At 63.2% G+C, this 15,565-nt stretch carries 17 protein-coding genes; 8 read left to right on the top strand and 9 right to left on the bottom strand.

Features of this window, described 5'->3' with window-relative positions:
* Both NATGR_RS17285 and NATGR_RS17290 read left to right on the top strand, forming a co-directional pair.
* A complete protein-coding gene (locus NATGR_RS17285) occupies positions 1-1,113 on the top strand; it encodes a pyridoxal-phosphate-dependent aminotransferase family protein (RefSeq protein WP_005575919.1) in 1,113 nt (370 codons plus the stop codon).
* A 56-nt stretch (positions 1,114-1,169) separates the two neighbouring features.
* Positions 1,170-1,463 (top strand): hypothetical protein, encoded by a 294-nt coding sequence (locus NATGR_RS17290; protein ID WP_005575917.1) that lies wholly within the window; start codon positions 1,170-1,172, stop codon positions 1,461-1,463.
* 24 nt (positions 1,464-1,487) lie between these two features.
* Here NATGR_RS17290 and NATGR_RS17295 read toward each other — a convergent pair whose 3' ends face one another.
* Positions 1,488-2,723, bottom strand: coding sequence for a trans-sulfuration enzyme family protein (locus NATGR_RS17295; RefSeq protein ID WP_005575915.1), 1,236 nt, complete (start codon positions 2,721-2,723; stop codon positions 1,488-1,490).
* Between the two features lie 209 nt (positions 2,724-2,932).
* Here NATGR_RS17295 and NATGR_RS17300 point away from each other — a divergent pair, with 209 nt between their 5' ends.
* Complete coding sequence (locus NATGR_RS17300; RefSeq protein ID WP_005575913.1) at positions 2,933-4,132, top strand: redox-regulated ATPase YchF; 1,200 nt, start codon at positions 2,933-2,935, stop codon at positions 4,130-4,132.
* Between the two features lie 49 nt (positions 4,133-4,181).
* On the opposite strand, the gene NATGR_RS17305 is transcribed toward NATGR_RS17300, so the two are convergent.
* Entirely contained in the window at positions 4,182-4,406 is a 225-nt protein-coding gene (locus tag NATGR_RS17305) for a hypothetical protein (protein WP_005575911.1), read from the bottom strand.
* A gap of 172 nt (positions 4,407-4,578) precedes the next feature.
* Between NATGR_RS17305 and NATGR_RS17310 the strand changes: the two genes are divergently transcribed.
* Complete coding sequence (locus NATGR_RS17310) at positions 4,579-5,235, top strand: hypothetical protein (RefSeq protein ID WP_005575909.1); 657 nt, start codon at positions 4,579-4,581, stop codon at positions 5,233-5,235.
* 235 nt (positions 5,236-5,470) lie between these two features.
* On the opposite strand, the gene NATGR_RS17315 is transcribed toward NATGR_RS17310, so the two are convergent.
* The 3 genes from NATGR_RS17315 to NATGR_RS17325 form a co-directional block, all read right to left on the bottom strand.
* Complete coding sequence (locus NATGR_RS17315) at positions 5,471-7,354, bottom strand: carbon starvation CstA family protein (RefSeq protein ID WP_015233882.1); 1,884 nt, start codon at positions 7,352-7,354, stop codon at positions 5,471-5,473.
* A gap of 154 nt (positions 7,355-7,508) precedes the next feature.
* Positions 7,509-8,492, bottom strand: a complete 984-nt coding sequence (locus NATGR_RS17320; RefSeq protein ID WP_005575905.1) for an ArsA family ATPase — start codon at positions 8,490-8,492, stop codon at positions 7,509-7,511.
* Complete coding sequence (locus NATGR_RS17325; protein ID WP_005575902.1) at positions 8,492-8,788, bottom strand: hypothetical protein; 297 nt, start codon at positions 8,786-8,788, stop codon at positions 8,492-8,494. The genes NATGR_RS17320 and NATGR_RS17325 overlap by 1 nt, the downstream gene beginning before the upstream one ends.
* 133 nt (positions 8,789-8,921) lie before the next feature.
* Here NATGR_RS17325 and NATGR_RS17330 point away from each other — a divergent pair, with 133 nt between their 5' ends.
* Positions 8,922-10,157: a CobW family GTP-binding protein gene (locus NATGR_RS17330; RefSeq protein ID WP_005575901.1), complete on the top strand. Its 1,236-nt coding sequence runs from the start codon at positions 8,922-8,924 to the stop codon at positions 10,155-10,157.
* Between the two features lie 6 nt (positions 10,158-10,163).
* Here NATGR_RS17330 and NATGR_RS17335 read toward each other — a convergent pair whose 3' ends face one another.
* Positions 10,164-10,571, bottom strand: coding sequence for an SRPBCC family protein (locus tag NATGR_RS17335; RefSeq protein ID WP_005575900.1), 408 nt, complete (start codon positions 10,569-10,571; stop codon positions 10,164-10,166).
* Positions 10,572-10,675: 104 nt separating this feature from the next.
* On the opposite strand from NATGR_RS17335, the gene NATGR_RS17340 reads away from it, so the two are divergent.
* The 3 genes from NATGR_RS17340 (at position 10,676) to NATGR_RS17350 (ending at position 13,660) form a co-directional block, all read left to right on the top strand.
* Positions 10,676-10,891, top strand: coding sequence for a hypothetical protein (locus tag NATGR_RS17340; RefSeq protein ID WP_005575897.1), 216 nt, complete (start codon positions 10,676-10,678; stop codon positions 10,889-10,891).
* A 313-nt stretch (positions 10,892-11,204) separates the two neighbouring features.
* The gene (locus tag NATGR_RS17345; protein WP_231990815.1) at positions 11,205-11,939 is read left to right on the top strand and encodes a bacteriorhodopsin; all 735 of its coding nucleotides are present in this window, start codon (positions 11,205-11,207) and stop codon (positions 11,937-11,939) included.
* Positions 11,940-12,061: 122 nt separating this feature from the next.
* Entirely contained in the window at positions 12,062-13,660 is a 1,599-nt protein-coding gene (locus NATGR_RS17350; protein ID WP_049887879.1) for a spermidine synthase, read from the top strand.
* 179 nt (positions 13,661-13,839) lie between these two features.
* On the opposite strand, the gene NATGR_RS17355 is transcribed toward NATGR_RS17350, so the two are convergent.
* From NATGR_RS17355 to NATGR_RS17365, 3 genes are all read right to left on the bottom strand, one after another.
* Positions 13,840-14,286 (bottom strand): universal stress protein, encoded by a 447-nt coding sequence (locus tag NATGR_RS17355; protein WP_015233883.1) that lies wholly within the window; start codon positions 14,284-14,286, stop codon positions 13,840-13,842.
* Positions 14,287-14,620: 334 nt separating this feature from the next.
* Entirely contained in the window at positions 14,621-14,788 is a 168-nt protein-coding gene (locus tag NATGR_RS20040) for a hypothetical protein (RefSeq protein ID WP_005575887.1), read from the bottom strand.
* An 85-nt stretch (positions 14,789-14,873) separates the two neighbouring features.
* Positions 14,874-15,563, bottom strand: a complete 690-nt coding sequence (locus NATGR_RS17365; RefSeq protein WP_005575885.1) for a DJ-1/PfpI family protein — start codon at positions 15,561-15,563, stop codon at positions 14,874-14,876.
* Positions 15,564-15,565: the final 2 nt, after the last annotated feature.

Genomic DNA, 15,565 nt, shown 5'->3' on the forward strand with positions numbered 1-15,565 from the left:
ATGAGCGATCTCCCCGACAGGTTCCGGATGACGCCCGGACCGACCGAGGTACCCGACGCCGTCGGCGAACGGATGGCCGAACCGCTGCCGAACCCGGACGTCGAACCGGCGTTCTTCGAGTTCTACCGCGATCTGACCGGGAAACTCGAGCGGGTCTACTACGCGGACCGCGATGGGGCAGGTGAATCCGACGTCGTCGTCCTCGGCGGTGAAGGAATTCTCGGCCTCGAGGCCGCGATTGCCTCACTCGTCGCGGAGGGCGACCGCGTCCTCTGTCTCTCGAATGGACGCTACGGCGACGGGTTCGCCGACTTCGTCGACTCCTACGGCGGCGAACCTGTCGTCTGCGAGGTGCCGTGGCGGGAGACCCTCGATGTCGACGCGGTGGCGGAGACGCTCGAGCGGGCAGCCACGGAGGGCGAACCGTTCGACGTCGCGACGATGGTTCACTGCGAGACGCCGACAGGGACGCTGAACGACCTCGAGCCGATTCTCGACGTACTGGACGAGCACGGCGTCGTGAGCGTCGTCGACGCGGTCTCGTCGCTCGGCGGAGCTCCCGTTCCGACCGAGAAGATCGACGTCTGTCTCGGCGCGAGCCAGAAGTGTTTCAGCGCGCCGCCGGGGCTGACGACCTGTGCGATCAGCGACCGAGCGTGGGACCGCATCGAGTCGGTCGAGACGCCGGAGTTCTACCTCGACTTAGAGCCCTGGAAGACCGCTGCCGACGAAGAGTGGTTCCCCTACTCGCACCTGACGGCGAACCTCTACGGTCTCGACGCTGCGGTCGACTTGCTGTTAGCGGAAGGCCTAGAATCGGTCTTCGAGCGCCACGAAGCGGCTGCACGACGCTGTCGCGAGCGGGCCGCGACACTCGGCCTCGAGACGTACTCTAACAGCGAGGACGACTGTTCGCCGACGGTCACCGCGATCGAGGTCGACGGCCGTGCAGGCGAGGTACAGGCGGCGATGCTCGAGGACCACGGAATCGTCCTCGCGACGGGGCTCGGCGGCCTCGAGGACGATATTCTTCGGGTCGGTCACATGGGCCACAACGCCCGCCTCGACCGCGTCGAACGGACGATGGATGCACTCGCGGCCGTGCTGGACTGATCGGGCCGGAGCCTGCAGGTAGAACCGTTTCCCGCCCGACGGCGATACGTGCCGGTATGTCCAGTCCCGACGAGGAGCCAACCAAGACACCCACGACCGACAAACACGAGGCCGAACAGGAGGGGAAGTGGATGGGGCGTAACTGGCTCGGGATCGCTGCCGTCTCGATTCTCGGCCTGTTCTTGCTCGCCCTCGGAATGTTACAGGCGAGCGGGCTGGTCGACGTGTTCGCCCCGATCGCCGAAACCCAGACCCAGCAGTGGGCCGCCTTCGGCGTACTCGTGCTGATCTGGATCGGCCTCGCCGGCTGGAGTTGGAGCGGTATCACGAATTCGAACTGGGATGGGTGACAGTTCAGACCGGCGTTTCTCCGTTCAGTCTCCGTCTGCAACCGCCGATCTGCGTCGAACCGCGTCGAACCCCCGGTCGAGGTCTGCGATCAGGTCCTTGGTGCCCTCGACCCCGACGGAGACACGGATCAGCGTCTCGGTGATCCCCAGTTCCTCGCGTTCTTCTTCGGAGAGAGGTTCGTGAGTCATTCCCGCCGGCAGTTCGATTAGACTCTCGACGCCGCCGACCGACACCGCGAGGGTGAACACCTCGAGTGACTCCAGGAACGCGGCCGCGTCGTCGATGTCGCCCTCGAGTTCGAACGAGAGGATGCCGCCGAAGCCGTCCATCTGTTCGCAGGCGAGGTCGTGTTGTGGGTGGCTCTCGAGGCCCGGATAGTGGACGGCCGAGACCCGGTCGTGGTCGTCGAGAAACTCCGCGATCGCCATCGCGTTGCGCTCGTGTTGGCGCATCCGCAGGTGCAGCGTCTTCAGCCCGCGGAGGACGAGATAGCTGTCGAACGGCGAAAGTGCGTCGCCGACGCCGACCTGCTGGAGGAACTCGAGTCGCTCTGCGAGCGCGTCGTCGTCGGTGACGACGGCCCCGCCGACCGAGTCCGAGTGGCCGTTGAGGTACTTCGTCGTGCTGTGGGCGACGACGTCCGCGCCGAGTTCGAGCGGCCGCTGGAAGTACGAACTCGCGAAGGTGTTGTCCACGCCGAACGTCGCGTCCGCACCGTCTGCGATCTCGGCGATAGCGGCAATATCACAGAGTTCGATCCCGGGGTTCGTCGGCGTCTCCATCCAGACGAACGCCGTCTCGTCGGTGATGGCAGCCGCGACGTTCTCGGTCTCCGTCGCGTCGACGAACGAGACATCGACATCCAACCGGGTCGCGAACACCTCCTCGAGCAATCGACGCGTTCCGGCGTAAAGGTCGTCGAACGCGACGAGGTGATCTCCCGGTTCGACGACCGCGAGGGCCGTCGTGAAGATCGCGGCCGTCCCCGAAGAGAAAGCCATCGCGTGTTCGCCGCCCTCGAGGGCGGCGAGGCGTTTCTCGAGTGCGTGGCGCGTCGGGTTCGACAGCCGGGAGTAGACGAACTCCCCGGCGTCGGGATCGACGTCGTCGAGACTCATCTCGCTGTCCAGGCCCGGTAGCGCGAACGTGGAGGAGAGATGCAGCGGCGAGGTGACGTCTCCCGCTTCGCTTCCCGTGCGGAACGGTTCCTCGCCGGCAGCGACCGCAAGCGTCTCGAGAGTCCGGTCGGTCGGGCGCATAGAGAAGCGAACGAAAGACCGTCGTTAATACTTTCTCATGCACCAGTCCCAGTATCCGTAGCCGACGATGGTCGGCAACGATTGTCGCGCGACCGTTCGTCTCTGTTGGGGGTGGAGACGGTTCCTCCGGCGGTTGAACGTCATGCGTTCTCGTAGCAAGACGCGATCGGAAAGAAACCCGTTTAATCGGCCCGCTCGAGGGACGGATAATGAGTACGAGTTACCGGATCGGACTGGTCGGCAAACCATCCGTCGGCAAGTCATCTTTCTTCAATGCGGCGACGATGAACGACGTCCCCGAAGGGGCCTACCCGTTTACGACCATCGACCCCAGCGTGGGCGAGGCCTACGTTCGAGTCGACTGTGCGGCCCCGGAGTTCGACGAAGAGTGCACCCCGAACGTCGGCTACTGTGACCGCGGGACGCGATTCGTCCCGACGAAACTCGTCGACGTCGCGGGACTGATTCCCGGCGCACACGAAGGTGCGGGGTTAGGCAACCAGTTCCTGACCGACCTCAACGAGACGGATGTGCTCGTCCACGTCGTCGACTTCTCCGGAGGGACGGACCTCGAGGGCGAACCCACCGAGGATCACGACCCCCGGAAGGACGTCGATTTCTTGGAGGAGGAACTCGACCAGTGGTATCTGGACGTCTTGGAGAAAGGGATCGTACGCTACGAGTCTGGCTACACGACGGAAGACGACGCAATCGAGGAAGAACTCGCCGAACAGATGAGCGCGTTCAAGACGAACGAAGACGAGATCAAGCGTCTGATCCGACGCGTCGGCGTCGGCTTCGATCCCGGAGAGTGGAACGCCGAGGACAAACTCGAACTCGCCCGCGAGATTCGTACGGAGACCAAACCGATGGTAATCGCCGCCAACAAGATGGACCTCCCAGCGGCCCAGGAGAACTACGCGGAGATCACGTCCGACCCCGACTACGACCACCTCACGTTCGTCCCCTGTAGTGCCCACGCCGAGAAGGCACTGAAATCCGCGGACAAAGCCGGCGTCGTCGACTACCGTCCCGGCGACGACGACTTCGAAATTACGGGCGATGTCTCTGGCGACCAGGAAGACGGTCTAGAGCAGATCCGTGACTTCCTCGACGACTACGGCGCGACGGGCGTCCAGGCCGCCCTCGAGACGGCGCTGTTCGACGTGCTTGGCGTCGTTCCCGTCTTTCCCGGCGGCGCGAACGGACTCGGCAACGAACGCGGCGAGGTCCTGCCGGACTGCTATCTGATCCCGCCGAACTCGACCGCAGAGGACTTCGCCTACAGCCTGCATTCGGACATCGGCGAGGGCTTCCTCCACGCCATCGACTGCCGGACGAACCGCCAACTCGGCAAGGAGTACGAAGTCGAGCCCCGTGACGTGGTCGAGGTAGTAACGACGAACTGAGACGGATTGCTGTACCGATATTCCGGCACAACTCCGGCGGTCCGTCCGCCTATCGCTCCCACGTGAACCGGGCGACGGCATCGTCCACCCGACTCGAGAGGCCGACGAGCCAGCCGCCGGGCGACAGCGTGCGAAGCTGGTTTTCCTCGAGTTCGATCCGGTCACCAGCGTACGGGTCGGAATCGACACGCTCGTCGTCGGCCCATTCGCCGTGTGCGGCGTCGACCGCGACCGTCATCGAACAGCGACCACACGCTTCGCGGTCTCTTACCATAGGTTCTTTAGTTTACTGTCACGGGAAGTTAAAAGCTCGCGTCGTCGTTCCGATCCGTGACGACGGATTTTTGGCCGCACCGTGGTATCTATCGGCATGGACGATTCGGCGGGACGGAAACGAACGTCGACGGGCCGTCCGACAACCGCCAGTGACCCACGGAGGGAGACGAATGAGTGACAGCGAACGACCGACCGAGGAACCGCCCGAGGCCGAGTCCGACCAGACTGGCGACGCTCCGTTGGAACCAGTCGACGAGGCACTCACGGCGGTGCCGGACTGGGACGACGGGTACCTCGATCGAGTCGGCGACCGACTGTTTCACAACTACGACCTCGAGAAGGGGTACGTGGTCGACGGCGACCAGTTCGCGCTGTACGGAGAGCTGGAGCTGCGCAGCCAGAAACACTTCCTCCATCCGGCGATTTCGTTCGCGGAACACGAGTCGGCCGAACACCTGTTTGCGACGCGGGTCGACCGCGTCGACGACCGGACGCTGGACCGGTACGTCGAACTGGGCCACCAACTCGCCGACGAGTGGATCGAGCCCGACGAACAGCACTTCTGTACGGAGTTTACGTTCGTCGCGATCGCGCCGTCGATCCCCGTCGACGTTCGTGATCGGGTAGACAGATTCGACGGCCGAAACCTGTTGAAATACGGCTTCCACGGCCACTACGAGATCAATCTCGTCGTCGCCGCTCCAGGCGACGAGGAACTTGTCGCCTGTGACAACGCTGACGTTGCAACGGCGTTCCGCGTCTGGGACCCGATCGAGACCGAAGAGCCCGGCCTGCTGGACCTGATCGCCCGTCGGCTCCAGCTGTAGTGCCACCGAAAGTCACCGGACATCGGCCGGACGACTGGAGCGCGGTTCGGTGCGAGCGAATCGAACGAGACGGTGTCTGATACGGATTGGTGTACCGATTTACCGACACGATCACTGGACGAGTCGCGGTTGTGCCGGAGATGACAGACAGCAGTCCGTCTGAACCGGTTGTAGCCCGAAGCAGTCACTCCTCGATCGCGTTACGTCGAAAAAGAAAACCGAATCCGTGCCGTCGTCAGTCGTCGTCCGACGTGCCAGCCGCGACGTCGGGTTCGGCCTCGTCGGCCGCTTTCATGTTATCGTAGCCGATCTTGAACAGCGACAGTGCGAGTCCGAGCAGCACCGCGATGATGACGATTTGGACGACCCCCGACACCTGAACGAGGAGCGATTCCGCCGGCTCCATCCCGCCGGTGATACCGAGCAATCGGCCACCGAGGATCTGGTAGAGCGCGAGCCACGTCAGACCGAAGACGGTGATAAACGCCATCAGAATCATCGGGCCACCAGTCGAGATCAGTTGCTTGGACTTCTGCCAGTTGGCGAGCCAGATGGTGCCAGTCAGCAGGGCAAGCGACGCCAGCAGTTGGTTCGCACCGCCGAACAGGACCCAGAGGTCCTCCCACTGGCCGCTGCCCAGCAGGAAGAACGCAATGATGGTGATGATCGTCGTATTGACGTACGGGTTAGCACCGTACGACTCGATCTGGGTTTCGGGCGTGTCGATGATTTCCTCGAGCATGTATCGCCCGAGACGGACGGCGGTGTCCATGCTGGTCAGCAGGAAACTCGCGAGGACCAGCGCCATAAACGGTGCCGCGTACTCGAACGGGATACCGAACGCGGTCAGGATCGCACCGCCGCCGGTCGCGAAGTTCGGCAGTGCCAGGCCGATCCCGCCATCGGCTGCCGGGATCGCGACAATCGTCACGGCACACAGTGCGACGGCGGCGAGCAGTCCTTCACCGAGCATCCCGCCGTACCCGATCAGGCGGGCGTCGGTCTCCTTGTTGAGCTGTTTCGCCGTCGTTCCCGAGGAGACCAGCGAGTGGAAGCCGCTGATGGTCCCACACGCAATGGTCAGAAACAGCAGTGGGAAAAGCGGCATCAGCGGGATGAGTCCTTCGACTGCGAGTGGTCCTTCCTGCCCGAGGAAACCGTACCAGGCTCCCGTCGTGATGTCGAAACTGAGCTGTTGGCCGTTGTGGACTGCGTCGTCTCCCATTCCGGTGACGAACGTGCCGACGATGACCGCTAGCAGTCCACCGCCGACCCCCGTGTACAGGAGGAACGAGGAGAGGTAGTCACGCGGTTGCAGTAGCATCCATACCGGGAGGATACTCGCGGCAGCCCCGTAGACGAGGACGACGAGAACCCACGCGGTGATGTTCGCACTACCGAGGAACTCCGGTAACAGTGTCGGTGCTGCATCGAGGACGACGAACGTCCCCTCCGGATACGCGCCGGCCTCGGCCGGCGGCGTGATCGCGACCGGGAACTGGATACCGACCCAGACCGACGCGAACACGCCGGCGACGAAGACGACCGTTCCGACCGAGAACGGGAGCCCCAGTTGGTACAGCCAGAACCCGAAGAGAAACGCCAATCCGATGTAAACGATACTCGCGGTCGCAGCTTCCGGGAACGCGTCGAAGACGACTCCGATGACCAGCGCGAACACTGCCACTACGAGAATCGTCAACAGGAACGCGAACCACAACAACATGTTCTTCCCCCGTTCACCGACGTACTCGCCGATGATGTAGCCGATCGACTTCCCTTCGTGTCGGAGGCTCCCCGACAGCGAGACGAAGTCGTGAACGGCACCGATCAGTGGATTCCCGATGGCAACCCACAGCAGAGCGGGCAGCCATCCCCAGATCAGTGCCGCCGTGATCGGCCCCACGACGGGTGCACCGCCAGCGATACTCGAGTAGTGATGCCCCAGGAGTACCGATTTCTTCGCCGGTACGTATTCCTGCCCGTCTTGGTACTTGTGTGCCGGCGTCTCGCGGCTGTCGTCTAGGTCGACGAACTGAGAGAGGTACCGGCCGTAGACGACGTACGCTGCAGTAAACATCACTAGCACCAGTGCAACGATCCAGATCACTCCTACCATGGTAATGTGTCTCGTGATTACGATAACACGGGACCATTATAAATATAATTCATTTGGATAAGATCAGCGAGAGCGTCCCGGTCCGTGAGTCCGAGGTGAATCGAGGACGCGACAGCAAACTCGCCACGGCTGTACAACGCGGAAGCCAACGGCTTCAACCGCTGGTAGCCGACGGAGAGCCGGCGGGTTCGAGTGCGATCTCGAGTTCGTTGGCGACGTCCTCGAGGAGTCGCCCGCGGACTTCCTCGGTGCGGGTTTCGATCGTCGCGACGACCGGTACGTCGAACTCCCGCTCGATGTGCTCGAGGCGGTCGCGTTCGGTCTCGACCCGGGTACGGAGATATCGTGCGCCACGTCCCTCCTCGTCGGGGTCGGGCTCGGGCGTCAGCCGGTTGACGACGAGTCCACGGACGGGGAGATCGGCTTCGGACAGGGTTTCGATCGAGCGTTCGGTCTCGCGGATCGAGAGTTGGTCTGGGTTCAACACGAGATAGAAAGACGCGTCGTCGCGCAACACCTCGCCGGCGAACTCGAACCGCTCTTTCCGTTCCCGAAGTCTCGCAAGAACGGGATCGCCGTCCATCACGCGTCGTGGTTCCCGGTTGCCGATCGCGGCCTTCTCGTAGAGGTCGATGCTCCGCCGGCGTTTGGCCATCAGCCGGTCGATCCACTGCTCGAGTAGATCCGGTAGCGCGAGCAGTCGGAGCGTCGCTCCCGTCGGCGAGGTGTCGAACACCACCCGGTCGTAGGGGTTGGCGTTTCGCATCACGTCGACGAACCGGTCGAACAGCGCGGCCTCGTAGGCACCCGGCGTCTGGTGGGCCATCTCGAGTTGGATGTCGACCTCGTTGACCATCGTCGCGCTCAGTTGCGAGTTGAGCTGCCGTTTGAGGTTCAGCAGGTGGTCCTGAACCTCCTGGTCGGGGTCGATCTCCATCGCGGAGAGTCCCTCGTAGCCCTCGACCGGCTTCGGCTCGTCGCCGAACTCTTGGTCGAAGACGTCTGCCGTACTGTGGGCCGGATCGGTCGAGACGACGAGCGCCTCGAGGCCACCCTCGACACATTGCAGGGCGTGTGCGCTCGAGACGGTCGTCTTGCCGACGCCACCCTTGCCGCCGAAGAAGACGAACTCGGTCATCAGAAGTGGTACTGGTGGCCCTTGCGTTCGATCACCGACTGCCGATCCCACATTCGTCGTTCCCAGGCCTCGTACTCGTCTTCCAGGTACGGCAGGAGTTCGGCAGTGTAGTACGACACCGGACTCGGGATGCCGAAGGCGTCGGGGAAACACGCCAGCATGAACGCGTCCTCGAGGTCTTCGGCCTCCTGTTCGATCTTCTCGTAGGCCGGATGGGAGAACAGTCCGTGATAGAGACCACGCACCCACTCCTCGAGTACCGTTCGGTAGGCAGCGATCCGGTCGGCAACTGTCATCAGTAGTCATGCTCGGCTATGGGGACAAAAGTATGTCGTCCGCATCCGTCGACGATGCGAACGGTCCAGCCCTGGTTCACGAGTTTGAGTGCCGAAACGACGACACTTTGTGCTCGAGTGTCAAGGTTGTGGTATGCAAGCGACGATTCCCGTCACCGTCCTCTCGGGAAGCCTCGGCGCGGGGAAGACGACGCTGCTCAACTACCTGCTTCAGACTGCCGGCGATCGGGACCTCGCGGTGCTGGTCAACGACATGGGCACGGTCAACGTCGACGCGGAACTCGTCGCGGACGGGTCGGATCTCGACGTCGAGGGCGGCGTCGCCGAACTCTCGAACGGCTGTCTCTGCTGTGAACTCCGGGACGACCTCGAGACGGCGGTCGTCCGACTGGCCCGCAACCGCGAGTTCGACCATCTGATCGTCGAGTCTTCGGGAATCTCCGAGCCGGAACCCGTCGCACGGCTGTTTACCACTTCCTCTCGGGTCGCGGCGACCTACGAGATCGACGCGCTCGTGACGGTACTGGACACGCGACTGTTCGTCGACGCCTTCGCCGGAGAGGACATCCCCGAACGACGCGGTGTGGACGACGAGAGCGATCGTCCGCTCTCGGATCTCCTGATCGAACAACTCGAGGTCGCCGACATCGTCTTGCTGAACAAGACCGACCTCTGTGACGAGGCCGAACTCGAGGAGGCCGAGGCGCTGGTCTCGGCGCTGCGGCCGGTCGCCGAGACTGTCCGGACCGAGTTCTCTGCAGTCGCCGCCGATCGACTGCTCGGGATCGACGCGTTCGAGCCGAGTGAGATGAGCGAGTCGGCAGGGTGGCAACGTGCACTCGAGGAGGCGGACGAAGAGGGCGGCGAGCCCACGGGACACGATCACGGAGGTGCTCACGGCGACGGCCACGACCATCGCCACCCCGACGACGTCTACGGCGTCGACTCGTTCGTCTTCCGGGCTCGCCGTCCCTTCCACCCCGAACGGTTCGCGGCGTTCCTCCGGAAACTCCCCGACGGGGTCGTTCGTTCGAAAGGCGTCGCCTGGGTCGCCGACCGCGACGTGAAAATCGACGTCGCTCAGGCTGGTCCATCCGTCCGTGCGACCGTCAGGGGTCCGTGGGTCGCCACGCTCCCCGAGGTCGAACGCGACCTCTACCGGTCGAACCGCCCCGATCTCGAGTGGCACGACGAGTACGGCGATCGCAGGACGGAACTGGTGTTCATCGGCACCGAGTACGACGAAGCGTCGGTCCGTGACAGACTGGACGACGCGCTGGTGACCGACGAAGAGTGGAATCGTGCGGCCGACCTCGAGAATCGGTTTCCCGCTGCAAACGACGAGACGCTGGTCGTTCGCGAACCCTAATTCTCGCTAGGCGAACGTCGACTCGATCGCCTCGAGAGCGCGTTTCAGTTCTCCGTTTCGTTTCCAGGCGGCGATCCGGTCGCCGAACGGCAACGGCGCTGACAGCGACACCGACGACCGGAGCGTCACTCGCGTGCCGCCGTCGGCTGGCTCGCACTCGAGCCACGTCTCCATGTGCGAGAACGGTCCCTGTTTTCCGTCCTGGGTGTAGTAGATCGTGTCCTCGCGGTACTCGAACCGTAACGGCAACTGGATTCCGGGACCGCTGGCGACGACGATCGTCGCTTCTCCCTCGTCTTCGATGCTCTCGACCGTGAAGCTCCCTTCGGCCTCGACGATCGCTGGCGGATCGAACCGCGCCCAGACCTCGCCGGGGTCGGCGTCGACCACCCGAGACGCAGTAACTTCCCGCATACCGACACGTTCGCGGGAGCTCTCATAAATTCCGGTGGCCAACGCATGCGCGAGTATCGCCGGAGACGAAAACGGCTAAGTGGCGAACGAGCCCTTGTGGGGGTATGAGTGCCGATCGAGACGGACTCGGAGAGGGACTCGAGTCCTCGACGGGAGACCCACGGCTCCTGGTCGTACTGAACGCCGTGCTGTCGGTCTTTTTCGGGTGGTGGATCGTCTGGGGGCTGGCGCTCATCGGTGCAATGCAGTACAGTCGGACAACCGTCTTCGTGGTCGCGATCGTCCTCTTCGGACTGACACACGTCGTCACACAGCCGTAGTAATGTCTTATGTTTTACAATACGTGTTGGGTGGGGTGGAGAGTGATTCGGGGATTTAACCGATAGTACGACACAGTTTTCGCCATGCCGGCGAGTCACTTCCAGAAAACAGGACAATACGCTGGCAATAATGGTTTTGTAAACCCATCCGAGAGTGTTGCGTGAAGTTGAATGATACGGACTGTCGGAGTATGACCGTACGAAACCACAGACTCGATGTCGAGGAGAAACGATCGCAAGACGAATTCGATACGAGGCGGCGCTCGGGCCGCGTCCGGGGATGCCGACGATGATTCCGAACGCGACGATATTCGTGACTACGAGCGTTTTACTCGGGCTAGTAGCGGTCGCCTTCCTGGTGGGGACGTTGCGTCTCCCGCCACAGGCTCGCCGCTACGGGTACGCGACGGTTCTCGCCTGTGGTGCGATAAGTGTGAAGTACGCGTTGATGTCCGCCGAGGTGTGGACCATCAGTACGACCGGGACGGACGAGTCGATCGTCCGGTTCGTCGGTTATACGGTCGCCTGGGGAGCGATCAGTTACGTACTGGGTTCGGTCGCCGATGCAGGACGACTGAAGACGGCGGGCGTGTTCGTCTGCAGCCTGACCACTCTGTGGGGAACGTTCGCGAGTTGGGTTCTTTCTGGGACCGCAGAAACGGCCGTCTCCCTGATCGTTCTCCTGGCGCTCATCGGACTCGTTTATTTGCTCTTCGGTGCACTCTCGCGGACAGTCGTGACGACGAGCGACCATCGAGAACTACTGTACACCAAGCTGAAATTCCTGGTGTTACTCGCCTGGGCCGGATTACTCGTGCTCGGAGTCGTCTCGGCACAGAACCTCGGACTCCTCGGGGGTTTCGTCGGCCTGGTTACAGGGAGTTACGTCGACCTTATCCTATTCGTCGGCTTCGGCGGACTCGTACTTCGGAACGCGACCGCACTCGAGGAGACCGCGGCCTCGACCGTCCTGGTTTCGTTCCTGGACGACCCAGAAGCGGACGGGACCGCGACGGGAGTCGAGCAGGACGTCGACGCGTCGACCTGACGGGCTCGCGTCGAACCGATTACCGACCGCTATGAACGACCCCGATACCTGATCGTCGGCGTGCTCTCGAGCACCGAGCCGAGGCGACAGGTACTCACCGAAGGATGCCGTCCGATCTGGTGATGGCGGTCGAGCAGGTCGCGTCGTACCGGCCAAGCAAACCCGAACTGGCGGTGTTCGTTTCGGGGGTTACCAGCATGGGGCTGGAGATTCTTGCGGTCAGGATCGTCGCCCCGCAGTTCGGGAGCCACATCTACACGGTCGGTGGTATCTTGACAGTCTTTCTTATCGCCTTGAGCCTGGGGTACTGGCAGGGTGGAAAGTTGGCGTCGACAGCGACGACGAGACAGATGTCCTGGATCATGCTCGGGACCGCAGTCTACGTCGCCGTCGTCGTCTACGCGAGCGATCTGTTGCTGGCTTACACCTCGACGCTCGCGTTGCCACCACGATACGCGTCTGTCCCTGCAGTGGTGCTTCTCTTCGGGCCACCCACCTACCTGCTCGGTTTTATCAGCCCGTACGCCGCCGAACTCTCCGCGAAGGTCGGCACCGGTGAGGCGTCCGGCCACGTTTACGCGCTCGGGACGATCGGCAGCATCGTCGGTTCCGCCGCGACGACGTTCGTCCTCATCCCCACACTGACCGTCGACCAGATCGGGCTGCTGTTCGGTCTCGCACTCGTCGGGACCGCGCTCGTCCTCGGACTACCCAGCCCGTCCCGTCGGTCGATCGTCGCGAGCGGCCTCGCCACGGTCGTGCTCGTCGCTGCCGTCGGCGGCGGACCAGTCGCGCTCGACTACCGCGGCGACGTCGTCTACGAGACCGGGACACCACATCAACAACTCGAGATTGTCGACGACGGCGACGTTCGCACGATGTACCTCGACGGGGCTCGCCACAGCGCGACAGACCTGAGCGAGTCCGAGCGCCACGTCTTCACCTACACGCGGTACTTCCACCTGCCGATGTTGCTGGTCGACGACCCCGACGAGGTCGACGACGTGCTGTTCGTCGGTGGCGGAGGCTACACCGGGCCACAGGACTTCGCACAACAGTACGACGCGACCGTCGACGTCGTCGAGATCGATCCCGAGGTGACCGACGCCGCCGAGACCTACTTCGGACTCGATCGCGGAGCCGTCACCGTCCACACCGAGGACGGCAGACAGTTCCTTCAGGGAACCGACGAGCGCTACGACGTGGTCGTTCTCGACGCCTACAAGAAAGACCAGGTTCCGTTTCACCTGACCACCGTCGAGTTCATGGAACTGCTCTCCGATCGACTGACCGAGGACGGCGTCGTCCACGCGAACGTGATCGCCGCACCCAGCGGCTCTGCTGCGGAGTTCTATCACGCCCAGTACGAGACGATGGACGCCGTCTTCCCGGCCGTCTACAGTTTCCGGACGAGCGACCAGAACGCCGTTCAGAACGTCCAGATCGTCGCAACGGCCGACGAGACCGACTTCTCACAGACAGACCTCGCCGAGCGAGAAGCGGCCCGCGACATCGGGGTCGACCTCGAGGACGCAGTCGAGAACCGACTCGAGGAACCCGAGGCAGACGACGCAGCCCTGCTGACGGACGATCGTGGCGAAGTCGACAGTCTGCTCGATCCGATGTTCGGACAGCGTTACGTCATCGAGGAGTCGAACGGATCGACGACGGCGAATCCGGCCCCAGAAACCGAATCGCAACGGGCACTCTCCGATTCGTGACGACAGGGCCATCGGCACGGCGGTCTCGGCGTTACCGCACGGACCGGTCTCTCATCACTAGCGTCGCTTCCGTCACATCGAGTCGCCCTGCAGCGACACTCGAGTTCGGTTCGGGCGGCGTCGGGGGTTCGTCGGTCGGTGACGTGAGTTTCCACCCGGGCGATCGCCGACGGGTGCGGTCAACTCTTTCGGATCGTGAGAACTGGCACGTCGCTCTTGCGAACGACTTTCTCCGTGACGCTGCCGACGACGAGTCGACCCGCGCCCGACCGGCCGTGTGTCCCCATCACGATCGCGTCGATCCCGTGTTCGTCGGCGTATCCGAGGATCTGTTCGTTCGGTTGCCCGTGTTCGATGGCTTCGACCACGTCGACATCGTGGTCGTCTGCGAGGGCAGCGACCGACGCAGTTGCGTCCTCGCCCTCCGTTCGCTGTTCGTCGACGACGTCGTCCCACTCGGCCGACGCTGGTTCGGCACCGGCAGCGAACTTCCCCAGCGGAATTGGTTCGATAACGTACAGCACGTGTAGCTCCGCGTCGTTCAATTCGGCCAGTTCGACTGCCTCCTCGGTCGCAATCGCCGCCGCTTCGCTCCCGTCTGTCGGCACGAGTATCCGGTCGTACATCTGTATCGAACGACACATCGGCACGGTCGAAAAAATAGATTCCGCCGTTTCCAGTCACCCGGGATAAAAAGTTCCATCGGCCGTTCGAGTGGAGTTCACCACTGGCACGGATGCTGTCCCGATGTCCCGGCGCGACTGCGAGTCTTCCTGCGGTCGCGCCGGAACTGACTGACAGCAACCCGCCTCAGTCGAGACAGGAGAATAGCCTCCGCACGTTCACCATCCCGCTATTTGAGCGCACCCTCGAGGGTGCGCCTCGGTCACCTCCAGTTTGGCTCCGACGGAGATACCACGAGTCGATGTTCGTTGCGACGTTGGACGACTGCATCGGCAGTTACCGCACGTTCTCGAGTGCGACCACCGTATCGGACATGAGCCACGCGTCCTCGCTTTCGGCGTCCTCGATGCTGAGCGCGTAGAACGATTCCCGTCCTTCGTCGACGGTGATGCGATAGCTGCGACTCTGTAGCGACCGGGGCGAGTTCGATTCGGCAGGGACCACACGTGCTTTCGGGGAGCCGCGTCTATAACTGACTCGGTCCGGAACGTCCACGAGAGCGTGACTATCGTAGCTTTCGACGGGCAAGTCAGCCGTCGAGTTCGTCGAGTTCGTCGAGCAGTCGGTCGGCCGCTGCCGTCGAGGACTCGGGACCACGAGCGGTGAGCAGGTCGCCGTCGACGGTGACGCTCGTCTCGGACTCGAGTTCGGCGTCCCAGTTGCCGCCGGCGACTTTCACCTCGTCTTCGACCCAGTAGGGGAGTTTTCGGCCGCTGGGCATGCAGTCGTTCTCGTCGACGATGTCTGTCTCCCACGCGTTGGGGAAGCCGGTGACGTCACGGCCGTTGACGACGAACGCGCCGTGGCTGTCGCGGGCGAACGCGAGAAGGCCAACGGCGTGACAGACGACCAGTGCCGTCCCGTCGTCACCCGCGACCGCGTCTCGCAACAGTCGTCGGGCGTCGCTGTCCTGATTGACGTCCCACTCGGTGCCGTGGCCACCAGGGAAGACGACCGCGTCGTAGTCGTCGGCGTCGGCCTGTGCGGTCGGGATCGGGTCGGTGAGTCGCTCGTCGTTCTCGTGGACCGTCTGGATGTGCTCGGCCGTCTCCTCGCCGACCTCGCCGGGATCGATCGACTGCTCGTCGATCTCCGGTGGACCGCCAGAGGGCGTCGCAACCGTTACCTCGACGCCGGCGTCCGACAACGTCTCGAGCGGTTCGATGCACTCTGCTCCCCAGTAGCCTTCCTCGCTGACGACGAACAGTGCTTTCGTCATAT

This window comes from Natronobacterium gregoryi SP2 (genome assembly GCF_000230715.2).
GTDB classification, from domain to species: Archaea; Halobacteriota; Halobacteria; order Halobacteriales; family Natrialbaceae; genus Natronobacterium; species Natronobacterium gregoryi.

What these genes read in the sequence shown, in the direction of transcription:
- NATGR_RS17310 (WP_005575909.1), top strand. Translation starts at nt 4,579, where the DNA reads ATGAGTGACAGCGAACGACCGACCGAGGAACCGCCCGAGGCCGAGTCC.
- NATGR_RS17320 (WP_005575905.1), bottom strand. Translation starts at nt 8,492, where the DNA reads ATGACCGAGTTCGTCTTCTTCGGCGGCAAGGGTGGCGTCGGCAAGACG.
- NATGR_RS17300 (WP_005575913.1), top strand. Translation starts at nt 2,933, where the DNA reads ATGAGTACGAGTTACCGGATCGGACTGGTCGGCAAACCATCCGTCGGC.
- NATGR_RS17305 (WP_005575911.1), bottom strand. Translation starts at nt 4,406, where the DNA reads ATGGTAAGAGACCGCGAAGCGTGTGGTCGCTGTTCGATGACGGTCGCG.
- NATGR_RS17330 (WP_005575901.1), top strand. Translation starts at nt 8,922, where the DNA reads ATGCAAGCGACGATTCCCGTCACCGTCCTCTCGGGAAGCCTCGGCGCG.
- NATGR_RS17335 (WP_005575900.1), bottom strand. Translation starts at nt 10,571, where the DNA reads ATGCGGGAAGTTACTGCGTCTCGGGTGGTCGACGCCGACCCCGGCGAG.
- NATGR_RS17315 (WP_015233882.1), bottom strand. Translation starts at nt 7,354, where the DNA reads ATGGTAGGAGTGATCTGGATCGTTGCACTGGTGCTAGTGATGTTTACT.
- NATGR_RS17290 (WP_005575917.1), top strand. Translation starts at nt 1,170, where the DNA reads ATGTCCAGTCCCGACGAGGAGCCAACCAAGACACCCACGACCGACAAA.
- NATGR_RS17365 (WP_005575885.1), bottom strand. Translation starts at nt 15,563, where the DNA reads ATGACGAAAGCACTGTTCGTCGTCAGCGAGGAAGGCTACTGGGGAGCA.
- NATGR_RS17295 (WP_005575915.1), bottom strand. Translation starts at nt 2,723, where the DNA reads ATGCGCCCGACCGACCGGACTCTCGAGACGCTTGCGGTCGCTGCCGGC.
- NATGR_RS17350 (WP_049887879.1), top strand. Translation starts at nt 12,062, where the DNA reads ATGGCGGTCGAGCAGGTCGCGTCGTACCGGCCAAGCAAACCCGAACTG.
- NATGR_RS17340 (WP_005575897.1), top strand. Translation starts at nt 10,676, where the DNA reads ATGAGTGCCGATCGAGACGGACTCGGAGAGGGACTCGAGTCCTCGACG.
- NATGR_RS17325 (WP_005575902.1), bottom strand. Translation starts at nt 8,788, where the DNA reads ATGACAGTTGCCGACCGGATCGCTGCCTACCGAACGGTACTCGAGGAG.
- NATGR_RS17285 (WP_005575919.1), top strand. Translation starts at nt 1, where the DNA reads ATGAGCGATCTCCCCGACAGGTTCCGGATGACGCCCGGACCGACCGAG.
- NATGR_RS17355 (WP_015233883.1), bottom strand. Translation starts at nt 14,286, where the DNA reads ATGTACGACCGGATACTCGTGCCGACAGACGGGAGCGAAGCGGCGGCG.